Source organism: Microbacterium sp. (assembly GCF_047606685.1).
GTDB lineage: Bacteria > Actinomycetota > Actinomycetes > Actinomycetales > Microbacteriaceae > Microbacterium.
In genome coordinates this window covers 54,022-70,823 of sequence record NZ_JASGEC010000015.1, presented here as the reverse complement: position 1 = coordinate 70,823, position 16,802 = coordinate 54,022, and the positions used below count along the sequence as shown (strand labels likewise).

Here is a 16,802-nt window from a genome sequence, read left to right as displayed (position 1 = left end):
GCGGCGGCGACGAGCTCGGACTCGGCGGCGGCCAGCATGACCGGGTCGCCGCGGTCGGCGACCGCTGCCAGTCCGCGCGTGATCTCGTCGGCGGCGTCGAGCCCCAGCGCGCCGGCGGAGAGCGCGGCGCGGACGGCGGGGAACGGGGCGGGCAGCGTCTCGCCCGACAGCGACACCGACGCCAGTGTGGCCCGGCCGAGCCGCGCGCGGCCCTTCGCGGTGCGCGCCGAGACGCCGGTCAGGCGCGTGAGCAGCTCGACGGAGTTCGCACACCCGTGCTGCGCCGACATCCGCTCACTCCCGCGCTCGGGGCGCGACCGCTCGTCGATCTCGCCCGCGCACGCGATGCGCAGCGCGTCGACGCGGCGGCCGAGCGCCTCGACGTGCTGGGTGAGCTCGCGCAGCTCGAGGTCGGTCATGGCCCTCGTCGCGTCTGCGCCACCGGCTCGTCGCACGGCGTCGTCGAGCTCGCCGCCGAGGCTGTCGAGCGCCTCGAGGAGCTGAGCGGATGCCGTGTTCATACCTTCCAGTATCGGGAGGGGGTACGACATTGGCTTCGGGGATTCCCCCGATCAGCTCGAGATTCTGTGGACAACTCGGCGGCGGCGTTTTGCCTGTGGATAGGGCGGTCGTTGAGCGAGCGAAGCGAGACGAAACGCAGCGTCTTGCGGCACAAGTAAGGGCCGGTCGGAGAGGCTACCGACCGGCCCTTGTCCCTTGCACCAAGAGTGTCCTGCAATCACATGCCGGTAGCTGCCACAGCAAAACAACTACCGTGCTTGCACTCTATAACGGCCAGGTAACGGAAGGGAAGTGATGGCGTTATCTTCTTGTGATTTTCTCAGGGCTGCTGGCTGTCACGGCCGCAGTGGCTGAGACGCGTCGCGGAACTGGTCGTATGCTTCCGCCGTCAGGGCGCGATCGGTGATCGCGGAGAGGGCGGCCGCCCATCCCGCGACGAAGTAGTCCCAGCCGTCCACGGCTGGCACGCCCGCCGCGCGCGCCTGCTGCAAGAACGTGAGCGGGCCGCGGTAGTTGAAGTCCCACGCCAGCGTGTCCGGCGCGAAGCCGTCTGCAGTGATGACCGGCGAGCCGGGGTCGAGCTTTCCCAGCCCGGTCGCGTTCGCAATGACGCCGCCGACGGGTGTCGCGTTGGCCGCGGCCGTGAACTCCTGAGGGTCGCCGGCAAGCACCAACTCGAGAGCCATGCTCGTCAGGCCGGCGCGCTCGCGGACGGCGCTAATCTCCTGGAGGGCTTCCGGCCGCCGGCCGACGATGGCGAGTGCCCCACGGGCCGCGGGCCCACGGCGAGACACCGCCCTTCCTGTGTCCAGCGACTCGGTCACGTCCAGTCCCATCGCAAGCATCAGTGCGATCGCGCTGCCCCCCGCCCCGAGGCACGTGAAGGGCCGGCGTGGCCGTGGCTCGCCGGCGCCAGTGGTGTCGAGCACGATGTCGAGGGACTGCGCGTCTCGCGCGTATGCGGCGATTCGCCCGCGGCGGGTGTCGAGCGAGTTGATCTCATGGGTGATGCTGACGAACGGGTCGGCCGAGTCGAGCAGATCCGCCACGGCTCGGTACAGGCGCAGCTTGTGGCTGGTCACCACAGCCCCCGCCACCCGCGGGTTGTCCCGCATGCTCCGCACGAGCCGTCGGAATACCTCCGGCTCGGCGTCCTCCGCGATGTCGACGCCGCGCAGGGCGGCGCCGGGAGACACCATCGGAGCCCACAGAGTGAAGGCGTCGTGGACGCTGGACCCTGCCGTGCTGATGCCGACGAACAGGTATAGCTCGTCTCCGTCGTACTTCGCGAGCTCGTCGACGCCGATGAGGCGATCGTGGTCATCTTTCGTCACTCTGGTCTCCGTTCTCGAGGCTGAGTGCCGCGCGCCAGTCGCGCAGCAGAGGTCCGCCACGGCGGGCGTGCTCGAACACGCTCGCGCCCATGAAGCCGTTGACGCGCCGGGCGAGATGAGCCGGGTAGCGGGCGAGCTCGGCCGCGAGGTCCTCCGGAGTGCGCAGTTCTCCTCCATGGAGGAGGATGCGGCGAGCGCCGGCGCCCGCCGCCGCGGCAACGCACGACGGTCCGTCGGTCGGGCTCGGGTGTCCGGTGATACCCAGATGGACGATCACTCCGGTCGCGCCGGCTTCCGCCGCGCGGCGCGCCCAGTCGGGGTCGAACACGTAGGCCCAGGCTTCGAGCCCGACCTGTCGGGCCTTCGAGATGAGCGCGATCTCCGAATCGCGGCCGAGCCCTTCCGCTTCGAGGACCGCGCGCAGCGTTCCCTCGTAGAACCCGACGGTCGGTGCGTTCAGCACGCCCGCGACGCCCATTCGCTGCACCCGGCCGAGCATCTGGTCGACCGGGATCAGGCCGTCGTTGGCGCAGACGGTCGCGATCACCGACGCTGTGCGCACTCCCGCCACGACGTCGGCCAGCATCGTCAAGGTCTGCTCGTTCGCGCTGGCCCACGGCAACAGCCCGGCGACGGACGGGAGCCTTTGCGACCGATAGGCGCTCGAATGATACGCGATGACGCGGTCAGCACCCGCTGCATCCAGTTCGGCTGCGAGCGCGGCGGTGCTCGCGGCCGCGAGCAGCATGCTCATCTCGGGCTCCTAAGACAAGTTGGCGTGCCGGCGGTCAAGCTCGGCGCTGGCGACGCCAAGGCGTTCCTGCACCGCCCGGCACACGGCGTCGCCCACGACAAGCGTTGACTGCTCGAAGAGCGAGCCCGCGTGCTGTTGAGTGTCGATCACGGTGCGGATGGGGAGCACCACGACCGTCTCGGCCACATCCAGCAGCCCGCTTTCCGCCCGAGTGGTGAAGACGGCGATGCTCGCGCCGACCTCGTGCGCGGCCTGCGCTTGGGAAGCGATGGAGCCGCGGGCCGTGGCGGTGACGGCGATGAGAAGGTCGCCGGCCGCGATTGCGGGTGTAGCCACCTCGCCGACGGCGTAGGCGGACAGGCCGATGTGCATGAGGCGCATCGCGATCGCGCGCGCCGACAGACCCGAGCGGCCCGCGCCGGTCAGGTACACCCGGTTGGCCCGGATCACACGCTGCACCAACGAGTCGAGAGCCTCCTCGTCGATCATGTCCACGACGGCGGCGATCTCGCGAGCGTTGCTGCGCGCGAAGTCGACGACGCTCATGACGTCTGCCCGCCCACTCGCCCACGCGCGGCAACGAGCACCTTGTTCGCGATGCCGTCGGCGCGGCTGGCGAAGCGGGCGTACAGCGCCGCAGTGAGCACCGGGGTGGGGATGCCGAGACGCACCGCCTCCTCGGCGGTCCACCGGCCCATCCCGGAGTCGGACACACTCGTGCTGACATTGTCGAGAGTCGGGTTGTCGCGGATGGCCTCCAGCAGCTGCTCGAGCAGCCAGGAGCGGATGGAGCTTCCCTCCTGCCAGGCCGCGATCCCGGCCAGCGTGTCGACTTCGGGATGCGAGTCGAGGAGCGCGTAGCCTTCGGCATAGGCCTGGAGAATCGCGTATTGCACTCCGTTGTGGATGGCTTTGACGAGGTGGCCAGAACCGACATCCCCCACTCGGCGGTGCCCACCCGACGCGGACAGCGAGTCGAGCAGTGGAACGACGTGGGCGAAGTCCTCCTCGCTCCCGCCGGCCATCAGCCCGTAGCCGTTCTTCCACCCCCACTGGCCGCCGCTGACTCCGATGTCGACGAAGCGCACCCCTCGTGCCGAGAGGGCGTCGCGATTGGCGGGCGCGTCGCGGAAGTCGCTGTTTCCGCCGTCGACGACGAGGTCGCCGTCGGACAGCAGACCTGCCAGTTGTGCGATGGCGTTGCGCGTGATCTCGCCGGGCGGAAGCATGACCCACACGGTGCGAGGGTGCTCAAGGCGGTCGACGAGCTCGCTCAGCGACCCGACGGCGATCGCGCCGGCTTCCTGCGCACGCCCACGTGACTTCTCGCTGACGTCCATTCCGACAACTTCGTGGCCGTCTTTCGCGAGTCGCAGCGCCATGCCGCTGCCCATCTTGCCGAGACCGACCAGTCCAACCTGCATGCTGAACATCAACTCCTTGGTGACGAAGACTCTGGTGCCAATACTTCGTTGATTGGACTCAAAGGGCGGTCCCGCCTTGTTTGTTGCGGACACCATTAGCAATGATGTTCCGGAAGCGCTAGCCAATGAAGGGCCATTCGCCGTCCAATTGGTATCAGCGTTGAGAATGGAGCTCCGCAGGTGAACATCCTCGACGTTCTGGAGAGCTGGTCAATGCACAGTGGCCCGCTGTACCGGCGCCTTGCCACCGCCATCCAGAGCGCGATCGCCAGCGGCGAGATCCCTCCGGGCACCGCTCTTCCCGCGGAGCGGCACCTTGCGAAATCGCTTGCCCTCAGCCGGAGCACCGTCGTGGGCGCGTACGACCTTCTTCGCGCCGAGGGCCTGGTCGAAAGCCGACAGGGAAGCGGGACCTGGGTGGCGGGAGCGGCGCGCACCGTCGCCGCGGGAAACACGCAGCAGGAGTCGTTGCGCGGCGCCGCGCTGTCGGGAACAGACAGCCTCGTCGACCTTGCGACCGCGTCTTTGCCGGCCGACACCTCTGTGTTGGAGGCGTTCGACGCGATCAGGGGCGATCTGCTGATTCGGTTGCTGTCGTCGGCCGGCTATTCGGCGCTGGGTCTTCCCGAGCTGCGCCGAGCGGTCGCGGACACCTTCACCCAGGACGGAATTCCGACCACCGCCGATCAGGTGCTGATCACCACGGGCGACCAGCAGGCACTCTCCCTGATCTGCGGCCACGTGCTGGAGTTGGGCGACACGGCGGTCGTCGAAGACCCGACATCCCCCGGAATCCTCGACCTTCTCCGCGAGGCGCCCGTCGCCGTGCGCAGTTGCCGCTCGCTGTCCACGGCGGGAGCGGCGCCGCTGGTCGACACGATAGCGAAGGCGAATCCCGGTCTCGTCTACGTGCTCAGCTCGCTGGGCCCGGAGGGGCGCGTCGCCGACGACCGGGAGTTGCGCACCCTCGCCGCCGCGTTGCGCGACTACGCGGGCGTCATCGTGGAGGACGCCAGCAGCCGGTACTTGGTGGCAGGGGAGCGGCCGCCGCTGCTGGCTCAGCTCGCGCCGCACGCGTCGGTGCTCACGGTCGGCTCGATGAGCAAGGTCTTCTGGGGAGGTTTGCGGGTGGGCTGGATACGTGGCGACGAGAATAGCATCCTGCGCTTGTCCCGCGGCAAGGCCCGCGCCGACCTCGGCACGCCGCTGATCAGCCAGCTCCTAGCCGCCTGGTTGTTGCGGCGCCTTGACGAGGTGAGCGCGAACCGGATCTCCGAGCTGAGCCACCGCCAACAGCGTGCGGCTCAGGTCGTCTCCGGCCTGCTCCCGGAGTTCCGATTCGAGCCGCCCGCCGGCGGCGCCACCATCTGGCTGCGCATGCCCCGCGGAGCGTCTCGGCCGTTCAGCGAGCTCGCTCGACGGCACGGCATCGCGGTGGTGCCCGGCTCGGCCTTGTCGGCCGGCGGCGCGAGCGACGGCTACCTGCGTCTGGCGCTAGGCTCGGACGACTCCGCGTTCCGAGACGGCGTGCAACGGCTGGCCCGCGCCTGGACGCAGTACGACAACACCGCCGCGACGCGCGAGCTCACGCAGGCGGAGCCCCTTGTCTGACGCGCCGGTGTACCTCGGCATCGACATGGGCGGCACCAACATCCGCGCCGCCGTTGTGGATGCCGACGGCACCGTCCTCGAGAGCGGCAGCGCGCAGCTTCCGGTCGCCGCCGCCGAACGCGCCACGCTTCCCGTCGAGATCGCGCGCTCGTTCCGTGACCGCGTGAGCGGGGTCGGCTTGGCGGTCGCCGGCACCGTTGCGGACGGCGTGTTGACGTGGTCGGCGAACCTCCGGCTGTCGGACGTGGACTTGGCAGGATCGCTGCGCGCGGCTACCGGACTGCCCGTCGCCGTGCTCAACGACGCGCGCGCGGCGGGGTTCGCGGAGGCCCTGGTCGGCGCTGGCCGTGGCGCGCCGTCGGTGCTCTCGGTGACCGTCGGAACAGGCATCGGCGGCGCCCTCGTCGTGGCGGGCTCGCTGGTCGTGGGCATGGGCGACGCGGGGGAGATCGGGCACATGGTGGTGGATCCCGACGGCCCCTCGTGCACGTGCGGTCGACACGGATGCTGGGAGCGATTCGTGGGCGGCCGCGCGCTCGCCGAGCACGCCGAGCGCGTGCACCCCGGGCATCCCGCGCCGCTGGAGCGGTTGCTCGCGGACGCCGCCACCGGCGAGGCCGAGGCGACGTCGGTGCTGAGCCGCGCAACGGACATGTTCGCACTCGGTCTGGACAACCTGCACGCCATTTTCGCGCCCGCAGTGGTGGTGCTCGGCGGCGGCATCATCGCGCGCGACGGAGTGGTTGCGCGGCGCTACCTCGGCGCGGCCGCGCGCACACGCTGGGGCAGTCGCTCGCAGGTGCGCCGCTCCGAGCTGGGCGACGCCGCCGGGCTCATCGGGGCAGCGCTCGCGTCCGCTGCTTCAAAAGAAACCAATCAGGTCCCAATGGCCCTGTAGTGGATGCCAATAGCGGGAGAAAATGGATCGAACTCTCCCCGGAGAGGGTCCAATGCCGTCGGGATGCCGGACGGCGACAAGAAGCGAACGCGACCACGAGTGGTCGGCCACTCAAGGAAGAGGAATACGTGCGTATTGGAATCGTCGGAGCCGGCCTGCGGGGCAGCATGTTCACCAACGCCCTCCAGCAGGTGCCGGGCATCGAGGTGGTGGGCGCGGCCGAGCCCAGCGAACAGGTCGCGGCAGGCTGGCGCACTTCGTTCTCGCTGCCGACGTACTCGTCGGCCGAAGACCTGTACGACAAAGAGGGGCTGGACGCGGCGGTCATCGCGACCCCTGACTTCGCCCACGAGCAGCCGGCGGTGGCTGCTGCGCAGCGCGGAATCCACCTGCTCGTCGAGAAGCCGCTGGCGACGTCGCTGTCGGCCGCGCACGCGATCGCGGAGGCGGCACGAGCGTCGGGGTCGATGGTTGTCGCGGCATTCGAGAATCGTTGGAACCCGGCGTTCCTGGAGGCCAAGGCGGCCGTCGCCGACGGCCAGGTCGGCGACGTGATCTCCCAGTCCGCGTTCCTGTCGTCCACGACTCGCGTTCCCACCCAGATGCTCTCGTGGGCGGCGAAGACGTCGCCGACCTGGTTCTTCATGTCGCACACGATCGACCTCGCGATGATGTTCGCGAACAAGCCTGTCGTGTCGGTGTACGCCAAGGGATTCAAACGCGTGCTCGTTGAAATGGGCGTCGACACGCTCGACTCGGTGCAGGCCCTGCTGGCCTTCGAGGATGGGACGACCGCCATCCTCGACTCGACGTGGGCGCTGCCCGACAACTGGCCCTCGCCGTTCCCGTTCCGCTTCGAGGTCCGCGGGACCAACGGGTCGGTCTACATCGACCAGACCAACCAGTCCGTGCAGATCAGCGGGCCCGCGGGCTACGTGTGGCCGCGCACCTACTTCCCCACTGCGGACGGCCGCTTCCACGGCTTCCCGGCCTGGATGGCGCACGCGTTCGCCGACAACATCCTGGGCAACTCCGAGCCGGAGGTATCGCTTGACCACGCCCTCGCGGTGACCGAGGTGCAGGTCGCCATCGAACGCTCACTTGCCGAGGGCCGCGAGATCGCGCTCCCGCTCACCCACTGATCGATCAAGCCACAGGAGAAACGCGAGATGCGCGCTGTCGTTTACAAGAAGCCGGGACACTTCGCCGTGGAGGAAGTGGCCGACCGGCCCCTTCGCGCGGGCGAGGTCCGGGTGAAAAACCTGATCGTCGGCGTGTGCGGCACAGACCAACACCTCCACGTCGGCGAGTTCGGACCCCGTTATCCGCTGACGCCCGGACATGAGATCGCCGGCGAGATCGTTGAGGTCGGGCCCGGTGTGGCCGGGTTCGCCGCGGGCGACCGGGTCGCAGTCGACAACACGATCTACTGCACGCATTGCGAGAACTGCAAGCGCGGCGACTTCAACTTCTGCCAGAACGGCATCGCGCTGGGTGTGCAGGAGTCGGGGGGATTTGCCGAGCACACGATCGTGGCCGCGGCCAAGGCCTATCCCATCGGCGACCTCTCGCTCGACGCTGCCGCGATCATCGAGCCGACCGCGTGTGTCGTCCACGGCCTCGACGTGCTGGACCTCACGCCCGGCCAGTCGGTGCTCATCACCGGCGCCGGGCCCACGAGCCAGATCCTCTCGCAGCTTGTCGTCCAGGGCGGCGCTTCGTCCGTGACGATGGCTGCACCCACGCAGTTCAAACTCGACGTCGCAAAGTCGCACGGCGTGAACAACACGGTGCTTCTGGATCGCAACGACTTCACGGCATCCAATAGCGAACTGCACGCCCTCGCGCCGCATGGATTCGACGTCGTCATCGAGGCGACCGGAGCCGTCGGCATCCTCCAGAACATCCTGCCGCACGTGCGGTCCGGAGGAACGCTGATGATCTACGGCATGGCCAGCGAGTCAGCGCAGATCTCCATCCACCCCTACGAGATCTTCCGGCGGGAGATCACCATCAAGGGGTCCTTCGCGCAGTCGTACGGCTTCGCGCGAGCCATCGATTTTCTCAGGTCCGGAAAGGTGGATCCCACCGGGATCATCACCCACCGATTCGGTCTCGAGGAATACGGAGACGCTCTTGCGGCGCTTCGTGCACCCGACTGCCTGAAGGCGGTCGTCGAGCCCACCGCCTAAACCGGCAGTGGGGCGGACCGCATGCAGGCGACCCGCCCCACGGGCGCAAGTCCGACCAAGTCAAGGAAGACAAGAAAGAGAGCATTGCGCATATGAAAACTACAGCTTCACGAGGAAGGCGGGGTGCGGTCGCGCTGATCGCGGCTGGTGTCCTGGCTGTGAGCCTGACGGCCTGCGGCGGCAGCGGCGGCAACGGCGAGTCCGGTTCCGAGGACATCGGCATCAGCATCATCACCAAGACCGCCAGCAATCCGTTCTTCCTGGCGATGTCGGAGGGCGCAAAAGAGGAGGCCGACAAACTCGGGGTCACTCTGACCACAGCCGCAGGCAAGGAAGATGGCGACGAGCCCAGCCAGGTGACGGCCGTGGAGAACGCGATCTCGCGCGGAGACAAGGGGATCATCATCGCCCCCAACGGACCTTCGGTGCTTGACGCCATTCAGAAGGCGCGGGATGCGGGGATCTACGTGATCGCCGTCGACACTCCGCCCGACCCGGCAGACGCGGTCGACATCACCTACGCGACCGACAACCGCCTCGCCGGCCAGCTCATCGGACAGTGGACTGCTGCCCAGCTCGACGGGGGCGACGCGGTCATCGGCATGCTCGACTTGTTCGCCGACAAGATCGTGACCGTCGACAACAACCGCGACCAGGGCTTCCTCGAGGGCATGGGCATCGACGTCAACGACCCGGACAAGATCGGCGACGAGGCTCCGACCGGCAGTTACACCGGTGGAGCCGGCGGCACGTACACGATCGTCGGCAACGAGCCATCGCAGGCAACCGAGGAAGGCGGCCGCACGGCGATGGAGACGCTTCTGTCCAAGAACGAGAACATCAACGTCGTCTACACGATCAACGAGCCCGCCGCGTACGGCGCCTACCAGGCGCTGCAAGCGGCCGGCAAGGAGAAGGACGTGCTTCTGGTGTCGGTGGACGGGGGCTGCACCGGCGTCGACTACGTGAAGCAGGGCATTCTCGGTGCGACGAGCCAGCAGTACCCGCTCAAGATGGCGACGCTCTCGATGGAGGCCATCGTCGAGCTCGTGAAGACCGGCACCAAGCCGCAGACGTCCGAGGGGCTGGACTTCTTCAACACCGGCGTGGAGCTGGTCACCGACAAGCCTGTTGACGGTCTCGCCAGCATCGACACCACTGAGGGATCCCAGGTCTGCTGGGGTTGATCCGCAACCGGGAGGGCGGAGTCGACGCGGTTGATCCGCCCTCCCCACAGAAAGATCGGAGAAGACCCGTGAGTCAGCCCGACACGTCAGCCAGCTCGGCACCCACGTCGACGCTCAACCTCGCGAGCGAGTTCCTCGACCGCTCGACGCCGCTCACGCGCATCCGAGCGGTGCTGCACCGCTACCCCGCGATCAGCCCAGCGATCGTGCTGGTCATGGCGATCATCGTCTTCGGCGTGCTCAACGAGCGTTTCCTCGCGCCGGCCAACCTCTCGCTGGTCACCCAGCAGGTGGCCGTGATCGGCACGCTCGCCGCCGCCCAGACACTGGTCATCCTGACCGCGGGCATCGACCTGTCCGTCGGCGCGGCGATGGTGCTCGCGTCCATGGTCATGGGCCAAGTCGCCGCCGGGGCTGGCATCCCCGGACCGGCCGCGCTGCTGCTCGGACTCGTCGTCGCGCTCGCCACGGGGGCTGTCAACGGCGTGCTGGTAACGCGATTGTCGCTCCCACCCTTCATCGTCACCCTGGGCACTCTCAACATCTACATCGCGCTCACGCTGCTGTACTCCGGCGGTGCCACGGTGCGCGGCGCCGACCTGCCCGAGTTGCTGTTGTCCAGCGGCGAGGTCTTCACCGTGGCGGGTGTGAACATCAGCTACGGCGTCGTGATGATGCTGCTGTTGTACGCGGTTCTCGCCTACATTCTTGGTCGCACATCGTGGGGACGCCACGTCTACGCGGTGGGAGACGACCCGGAGGCTGCTCGCCTCGCGGGCATCCGCGTCAGCCGCGTGCTGCTGAGTGTTTACCTCGCCGCCGGCGCGATCATCGCCCTCGCCGCATGGATTCAGATCGGCCGCATCAACGCGGCGAGCCCCAACGCGTCCGTGGACCTCAACCTCGACTCGATCACGGCCGTGGTCATCGGCGGGACGAGCCTGTTCGGCGGCCGCGGAGTCATCTGGGGGACCCTCCTCGGCGCCCTCATCGTCGGCGTGTTCCGAAACGGGCTGTCGTTGGCGGGCCTGGACGTGCTCTGGCAGACCTTCGCGGTCGGCGTGCTCGTGATCATCGCCGTCTCGCTCGACCAGTGGATCCGGAAGGTGAAGAAGTGACCCTCGACCAGTCGGCCGGCACGGCCTCCACTCCCGTCCTACAGGCCAGGAGGCTCGTCAAGACCTTCGGCCGCGTCGTAGGCCTCGACGGAGTCAGCCTCGAGTTGTATCCGGGGGAGATCCTCGCCATCATCGGCGACAACGGCGCGGGCAAGTCCACGCTCATCAAGTGCCTCACCGGGGCGGAAGTTCCCGACGAGGGCGAGCTCTTCCTCGACGGCAATCGCGTGCAGTTCCGTCGACCCCAGGATGCGCGGGAAGCCGGAATCGAGACCGTGTACCAGAATCTCGCGGTGTCGCCGGCCCTGGATGTCGCCTCGAACCTCTACCTCGGCCGCGAGGAGCGCAAGAGCGGCGTTCTCGGCTCTGTGTTCCGCATGCTCGACACGCAAGGCATGCGCAAGAAGGCGCAGGCGGAAGTGGTCGAGCTGGGGATCTCCACACTGCAGGACGTCACCGTGCCGGTGGAGAACCTCTCCGGCGGGCAACGCCAGGCCGTCGCGGTGGCGCGGGCGGCCGCGTTCGGGTCAAAGGTGGTCATCCTCGACGAGCCAACGGCGGCGCTCGGCGTGCGCGAGTCCAATCAGGTGTTGGAGCTCATCAAGAATCTGCGCGACAAAGGCATCCCAGTGATCCTGATCAGCCACAACATGCCGCACGTCTTCGAACTCGCCGACCGGATACACATCCAGCGGCTGGGCAAGCGCGCGGCCGTCATCACTCCGCAGACGCACTCCATGACCGACGCCGTGGCCATCATGACAGGTGCGTCGCCGGGCGAAATCGCCGCGTAGCCCCGGTGTCCGCCCGCCCGGCCCCGGTGCTCGCGATCGACATCGGATCCACCACAGTCAAGGCGGCGCGATTCAGCGTCGACGGTGCCCGGTCGGGTGAGGTTGCCGTGCGCCGTCACCGGGTGGGCGTTACCGCGGCGCTCGATCTCGAACGCGTGCTGAGGGCCGTGCTCGAGGTGGTGGACGGCGTCGGTGCGCGAGGCGTCGAAGCCGTGGCGCTGACCACCGTGTGGCAGACCGTGGTGCGGGTCGGGCCAGATGGAGGCATTCGCGGCGAACCGGCCACGTGGGAATCGGCACCGTCAGCCGCGGCGATGCGTCGAGTCCGCGACGCTGTCGGCGCATCGTGGGACCACAGCGTGAGCGGAGCGTACCTGCACAGCAGCTATCCGCTGCTGGTCGCTGCCGCCGAGCGCGCACTCGCCGCCGACGACCGACTCCAGGATGTCGGCTCGTGGCTTGTCGAACGCTTGACCGGGACTTCTGTCGGCTGGAGCGAGCCGATCGCGGCTGGCTCCGGCTTATGGGATCAGCGTCGGCGTTCCTGGAGCAACGTCGCAGACAACCTCGGTGTTCGCGCGCAGTTGGAGCGCGCGCCGCTGCACACCGATGTCGTCGAGGCATCCCGTCTCCACCCCGGGCTGCCCACGGCGCTGCGTTCCGCCCGCTGGGCGCCCCCTCTTCCCGATGGGCTTTGCCACAACCTGGGAGTCGGTGCGATCGACGATGCTGTCGCGATCACCGTCGGGACGTCAGGAAGCGTGCGGGCCGTCCTCACCGCTGATCCGGATGGCTCGCCTTCCGGACTGTGGCACTACCGGTGCGGTCACGACACCCACGCGCTGGGGGGCGCCATCAGCACGGCGGGGAATCTTCTGGAGTGGGTGTGCCAGCTAACGGGCGACAACCTCAGCTGGTCGTGGGCGGAAGGCGTCGCGCCACGGCTTCCCAGCATCCGTGCGGTCCCAGACGTGTACGGACGCCGGGGCCCCGACTACCCGTTCGACGCCACCGGCTCGGTGATCGGCTTGCGACCACACCACACGCTCGCCGACCTCGCCGACGCGTTCTCCGTCGACATGTGGTCCCGCTTCGCGTTGCTTTACCGTCTGCTGTCCCGCACGCATCCCATCGTGTCGGCGCGGGCCGGCGGTGGCGTCATCGAGCGAGTTCCCGTGGCAGCGCAGATCCTCGCGGACGCGTTGGGCGTGCCCGTGGCAGTCTCCGCGGCCGACCAGCCCGCGCTGCGAGGGGCGGCTCTTGTCGCGAGCGCCTTGCTGCGCCCGCTCGGGAAGCACTTCAGTGCGGTCGACCACGTGGCCCGAGCGATCGCTGCGGGCGAGACGGAACCGCCTGCGTTCACGCGATCGGCCCAGCCGCGCGAAGCCTGGACGCGAGCGCTGGCGGAGCGCTGGGCCGACGCGCCACCGCCTGTCGACGCGCGACAGCCGGACGCCTGTCCCCAGAAGCCATGATGCGTTGACGCGAACAACGCTCGACCTTGACCCCGCGGTGCTCAGCGCTGCCAGGGCGAAGGCGAGCGCCGAGGGCGTCTCGCTGGGCAAGAGCGTCCGTTGCGGCGGCGACGAGCTCGGACTCGGCGGCGGCCAGCATGACCGGGTCGCCGCGGTCGGCGACCGCTGCCAGCCCGCGCGTGATCTCGTCGGCGGCGTCGAGCCCGAGCGCGCCGGCGGAGAGCGCGGCGCGGACGGCGGGGAACGGAGCGGGCAGCGTCTCGCCCGACAGCGACACCGACGCCAGTGTGGCCTGGCCGAGCCGGGCGCGGGTGTTCGCGGTGCGCGCCGAGACGCCGGTCAGGCGGATGCCGTGTTCATACCTTCCAGTATCGGGAGGGGGTGCGACATTGGCTTCGGGGATTCCCCCGATCAGATCCAGATTTTGTGGACAACTCCTACGCGGGGTTCGCCTGTGGGCAACCACTGGCCGGGCACAAGTAAGGGTCGGTCGGAGAGGCTATCGACTGCCCCTTGCCCCTTGCCCCTTGCCCCTTGCGCCAAGAGTGTCCTGCAATCACATGCCGGTAGCTGCCACAGCAAAACAGCTACCGTGCTTGCGCTCTATAACGACCAGGTAACGGAAGGGAAGGCTTCGGCATCATCTTTCTGTGATTATCGTGCAGTGAAACCTCTCACCGTGCGCCGAGACCCACCTGCGGCGCGGAGACCCGCCTGCGGCGCGGAGACCCGCCTGCGGCGCGGAGACCCGCCGGGCGCGTTGAAACCCGCCCACCAGGGGTGGGTTTCGATGCAGGAAGCGGGTTTCGTGCTGAGGTGAGCCGCTCGGTCAGGGCGAGACGATCTTGACGCCGGTGAAGCCGCCCGGGTACTTCTTGGCCTGAGTGGCGGTCAGCCTCACCTTCTTGCTCGAGACCCTGGTCCAGCCCTTCTTCGTCCATTTCGACGTCACGATGTCGGCTCTCCACTTCGTGGAGCCGGTAACCTGCTCGATCCAGTAGTTCTGGACGTAGCGCTTGCCGTTCTTGGTGTAGAAGCGGTAACCGGCGTTGGCCCAGGTCATGCCGGCGGTGTACCACCTGTACTTGTACGCGGCCGAGTAAGAGCGGTGACGAGGCGCCGCCTGACGAACCAGCTTGTTGTTGCGCCACGTGAGTACCACCGACGAGAGTCCGTCGCCGCCACCCGTCGCCAGCAGCAGCTCACTGCCTTTGCGCTTGTCGAGCCTTGCCGACCCCCAGAACGGGTGCATGCCCCAGTTGGCGGCAGCCGTCGAGGTGATGGTTTTGCTGGCCGTTCGGCCCTTCGCCGTCTTCACGGTGACCTTGTACTTCGAGGAGCCGGTCTTGGCGACCTTCACTCTGTCTTTGCGGCCGTCGCCGTCGACATCCACCTTCGCGGTGACGGTCGTCGGCACGGCGGTAAGCGCTGCAGCGTGCGCGACCGGTGCGGCGGTGGCGGCCGGTGACAGCAGTGCCCCGACCAGAGCGAATGCCGCAGCCGCGGCGGACGCAGCGAGCGTCTTGTTCATGAGATCTCCCCCTCGACGTGCGGGAAGCAAGCTCCCCCGAAAAGCCACCTTACGGTAGGGCTCGTTGCGGGGGCGTCACGAAGTCATGATGCGTTGATGCGAACAACGCTCGACCTTGACCCCGCGGTGCTCAGCGCTGCCAGGGCGAAGGCGAGCGCCGAGGGCATGTCGCTGGGCAAGGCCGTCTCGGAACTCGCTCTCGCCGGTATTCGGAGACCTCGCTCTGACCGGCCGTCGCCCTCGGGCTTCCCGGTGCTGGCGGGCGTTGTCGGGCACCCCGTGACCGACGAGCTGGTGGCCGCGCGGTTCGCCGAACTGGAGAGCTGGAGCACGTGTTCGGCCACCGAGACGGGCCTGCTCCGCCTGCTGATGACCGAGCAGGTCGTCGGTCGCAAGGTGACAGGCAGCGAAGCGCTGGCGCACGTGGACGCGATGCGCCAGGCGCCCGGGTGGGGCTTTCTGCCAGACACGGTCTCGCTCGCCGCGCCCCACATCGACACTCGTGTGCTGATGGGCCGCAGACAGGCGACCTTCGACGCCGCGCTCGTGCCGGACGACCAGCGCTGGGTCAGCGTCTGGAGCGGTTAGCGCAATCGATCAGTCCGCCCACAGCAGCTCGATCGGCACTTCGCGGCCCGACACGTTCTCCGCCGCGCGGTGGCCCGAGCACAGCGCCGCCGTGACGGTGGCGGGGTCGTCGGTCCACGTCGCCTCGCCCGCGAGGTGCAGCACGCCGCCGATGGGCGTGGCCAAGTCGTCGTGGTCGGAGGTCGCCGAGCCCACCGTCATGAACGCGTACGAGCCGCGCGCGAACGGGTCGTCCTGCCACGCGGTGATGTCGACGCGGCTCGGCTGCTCCACCCGGTCGCCGTACAGGCGCCGCAATTGTGCGAGCACCGAGTCGACCACCGCGCTCTCGTCCCACGACCGCGTCTCGACCGCCGCCGGGCCGGCCGCGAACGTCAGCAGCGTGGGCGTGCCGTGCAGCGCGGTGAGGTCGTACCACGAGTGCCACCAGCGGCCCTCGGGGCCCTGCTGGCGGACGGCATAGACGCTGTCGTCCCAGAACTTCGTCCGGAACCGCAGGAACACCTTCTCGAACGCGTTCATCCGCAGCCGGCTCAGCGCGCCGGCGACCGGCTCGGGCAGCGGCGGGTCGATGGCGAACTCGCTCGACTGCAGCACGCCGACCGGCACGGTGACCACGGCCGTGTCCGCCGCATAGTCCCCCCGGTTGGTGGCCACCACGACGCCGTCGCTAGACCACGCAACGCGCGAGACGACGTGCGCGAGACGGATGTCGAGCCCCTCCGCGAGGCGCTCGGGCAGCCTGTCGTACCCGTCGGGGAACACCACTTCGTCGCCGTCGATCGAGTCGTCGTCGAGGCCGTGCGCCGCGAGGTCGTCGATCCACGCGCCGTACTGCTCCTCCGAGCGGTGCTCGAAGTACTCGCGCACGCGCTGCGCGCGCTGGTCGTCCCACCCCTGCCGGCTCAGCGCCGCCTCGGTCACGTCGCGGTACGAGGCATACGGCTCCGAGGAGGCCACCACCTCGACGAGGGTGGCGTCGGCGGTGTGGATGTCGTCGGCGAACTGCTGCGCCGCGGCGCCGGCCAGCCGCTTCCCGTCGGGGCCGTAGTAGGCGATCGGGCGGCTGTCAGGCTGGTAGCCGCCCACGGTGAACTCGACCATCGGCATCCCGAACGCGGCGGCGGCAGCCGCGACCGGGCTGTCGGTGATGCCGTGGATCCACGACGCCCCGAGGTCGGTGGCCTCGCCGCCGGTGCGATCCGTCCACACTCTCCCGCCGACGCGGTCGCGCGCCTCGAGCACGGCCACTCTGCGGCCGACCCGCGCGAGCAGGCGCGCGGCGGTCAGCCCCGCGACCCCGGCGCCGACGACGATCGTGTCGAAGCGGTCGATCGCGGGGGCCTCGGCAGTCATGGCACCACTCTTGCGCAT

Annotated in this window: 15 protein-coding genes and 1 pseudogene; 9 read left to right on the top strand and 7 right to left on the bottom strand. The window is 68.8% G+C overall.

Annotated features, from left to right (window positions below; genetic code table 11):
* The 5 genes and pseudogenes from QM611_RS02025 to QM611_RS02005 form a co-directional block, all read right to left on the bottom strand.
* Positions 1-521 (bottom strand): annotated as a pseudogene (locus QM611_RS02025) (hypothetical protein); the annotation flags it as partial.
* 336 nt (positions 522-857) lie between these two features.
* Positions 858-1,856, bottom strand: a complete 999-nt coding sequence (locus tag QM611_RS02020) for a hypothetical protein (protein WP_415078233.1) — start codon at positions 1,854-1,856, stop codon at positions 858-860.
* Positions 1,843-2,610: a phosphoenolpyruvate hydrolase family protein gene (locus tag QM611_RS02015; protein ID WP_415078232.1), complete on the bottom strand. Its 768-nt coding sequence runs from the start codon at positions 2,608-2,610 to the stop codon at positions 1,843-1,845. The genes QM611_RS02020 and QM611_RS02015 overlap by 14 nt, the downstream gene beginning before the upstream one ends.
* A 9-nt stretch (positions 2,611-2,619) precedes the next feature.
* Complete coding sequence (gene hxlB / locus QM611_RS02010; protein ID WP_415078231.1) at positions 2,620-3,156, bottom strand: 6-phospho-3-hexuloisomerase; 537 nt, start codon at positions 3,154-3,156, stop codon at positions 2,620-2,622.
* Positions 3,153-4,043 (bottom strand): NADP-dependent phosphogluconate dehydrogenase, encoded by an 891-nt coding sequence (locus QM611_RS02005; protein WP_415078230.1) that lies wholly within the window; start codon positions 4,041-4,043, stop codon positions 3,153-3,155. The genes hxlB and QM611_RS02005 overlap by 4 nt, the downstream gene beginning before the upstream one ends.
* 171 nt (positions 4,044-4,214) lie before the next feature.
* Between QM611_RS02005 and QM611_RS02000 the strand changes: the two genes are divergently transcribed.
* The 8 genes from QM611_RS02000 (at position 4,215) to QM611_RS01965 (ending at position 13,309) form a co-directional block, all read left to right on the top strand.
* Positions 4,215-5,645 (top strand): PLP-dependent aminotransferase family protein, encoded by a 1,431-nt coding sequence (locus QM611_RS02000; RefSeq protein WP_415078229.1) that lies wholly within the window; start codon positions 4,215-4,217, stop codon positions 5,643-5,645.
* Positions 5,638-6,543: an ROK family protein gene (locus QM611_RS01995; RefSeq protein ID WP_415078228.1), complete on the top strand. Its 906-nt coding sequence runs from the start codon at positions 5,638-5,640 to the stop codon at positions 6,541-6,543. The genes QM611_RS02000 and QM611_RS01995 overlap by 8 nt, the downstream gene beginning before the upstream one ends.
* A gap of 128 nt (positions 6,544-6,671) precedes the next feature.
* Positions 6,672-7,685, top strand: coding sequence for a Gfo/Idh/MocA family protein (locus tag QM611_RS01990; protein WP_415078227.1), 1,014 nt, complete (start codon positions 6,672-6,674; stop codon positions 7,683-7,685).
* Between the two features lie 27 nt (positions 7,686-7,712).
* Complete coding sequence (locus QM611_RS01985) at positions 7,713-8,735, top strand: zinc-dependent alcohol dehydrogenase family protein (RefSeq protein ID WP_415078226.1); 1,023 nt, start codon at positions 7,713-7,715, stop codon at positions 8,733-8,735.
* A gap of 92 nt (positions 8,736-8,827) precedes the next feature.
* Entirely contained in the window at positions 8,828-9,922 is a 1,095-nt protein-coding gene (locus QM611_RS01980; RefSeq protein ID WP_415078225.1) for a substrate-binding domain-containing protein, read from the top strand.
* 68 nt (positions 9,923-9,990) lie between these two features.
* The gene (locus QM611_RS01975) at positions 9,991-11,040 is read left to right on the top strand and encodes an ABC transporter permease (RefSeq protein ID WP_415078224.1); all 1,050 of its coding nucleotides are present in this window, start codon (positions 9,991-9,993) and stop codon (positions 11,038-11,040) included.
* The gene (locus QM611_RS01970) at positions 11,037-11,834 is read left to right on the top strand and encodes an ATP-binding cassette domain-containing protein (protein ID WP_415078223.1); all 798 of its coding nucleotides are present in this window, start codon (positions 11,037-11,039) and stop codon (positions 11,832-11,834) included. The genes QM611_RS01975 and QM611_RS01970 overlap by 4 nt, the downstream gene beginning before the upstream one ends.
* Before the next feature lie 26 nt (positions 11,835-11,860).
* On the top strand, positions 11,861-13,309 hold the full coding sequence (locus tag QM611_RS01965; RefSeq protein ID WP_415078222.1) for an FGGY-family carbohydrate kinase: 1,449 nt from the start codon (positions 11,861-11,863) through the stop codon (positions 13,307-13,309).
* Positions 13,310-14,138: 829 nt separating this feature from the next.
* Here the strand turns inward: QM611_RS01965 and QM611_RS01960 are convergent.
* Positions 14,139-14,840 (bottom strand): hypothetical protein, encoded by a 702-nt coding sequence (locus QM611_RS01960; protein ID WP_415078221.1) that lies wholly within the window; start codon positions 14,838-14,840, stop codon positions 14,139-14,141.
* Positions 14,841-14,936: 96 nt separating this feature from the next.
* Here QM611_RS01960 and QM611_RS01955 point away from each other — a divergent pair, with 96 nt between their 5' ends.
* Positions 14,937-15,428 carry a hypothetical protein gene (locus QM611_RS01955; RefSeq protein WP_415078220.1) on the top strand — a complete coding sequence of 164 codons (492 nt, stop codon included), beginning with the start codon at positions 14,937-14,939 and terminating at the stop codon, positions 15,426-15,428.
* Between the two features lie 9 nt (positions 15,429-15,437).
* Here QM611_RS01955 and QM611_RS01950 read toward each other — a convergent pair whose 3' ends face one another.
* Positions 15,438-16,784 (bottom strand): flavin monoamine oxidase family protein, encoded by a 1,347-nt coding sequence (locus tag QM611_RS01950; protein WP_415078219.1) that lies wholly within the window; start codon positions 16,782-16,784, stop codon positions 15,438-15,440.
* Positions 16,785-16,802: the final 18 nt, after the last annotated feature.

Coding starts and splice junctions, on each gene's coding strand:
- QM611_RS01960 (WP_415078221.1), bottom strand. CDS start 14,840: ATGAACAAGACGCTCGCTGCGTCCGCCGCGGCTGCGGCATTCGCTCTG.
- QM611_RS01980 (WP_415078225.1), top strand. CDS start 8,828: ATGAAAACTACAGCTTCACGAGGAAGGCGGGGTGCGGTCGCGCTGATC.
- QM611_RS02015 (WP_415078232.1), bottom strand. CDS start 2,610: ATGAGCATGCTGCTCGCGGCCGCGAGCACCGCCGCGCTCGCAGCCGAA.
- hxlB (WP_415078231.1), bottom strand. CDS start 3,156: ATGAGCGTCGTCGACTTCGCGCGCAGCAACGCTCGCGAGATCGCCGCC.
- QM611_RS02005 (WP_415078230.1), bottom strand. CDS start 4,043: ATGTTCAGCATGCAGGTTGGACTGGTCGGTCTCGGCAAGATGGGCAGC.
- QM611_RS01985 (WP_415078226.1), top strand. CDS start 7,713: ATGCGCGCTGTCGTTTACAAGAAGCCGGGACACTTCGCCGTGGAGGAA.
- QM611_RS01955 (WP_415078220.1), top strand. CDS start 14,937: ATGCGAACAACGCTCGACCTTGACCCCGCGGTGCTCAGCGCTGCCAGG.
- QM611_RS01950 (WP_415078219.1), bottom strand. CDS start 16,784: ATGACTGCCGAGGCCCCCGCGATCGACCGCTTCGACACGATCGTCGTC.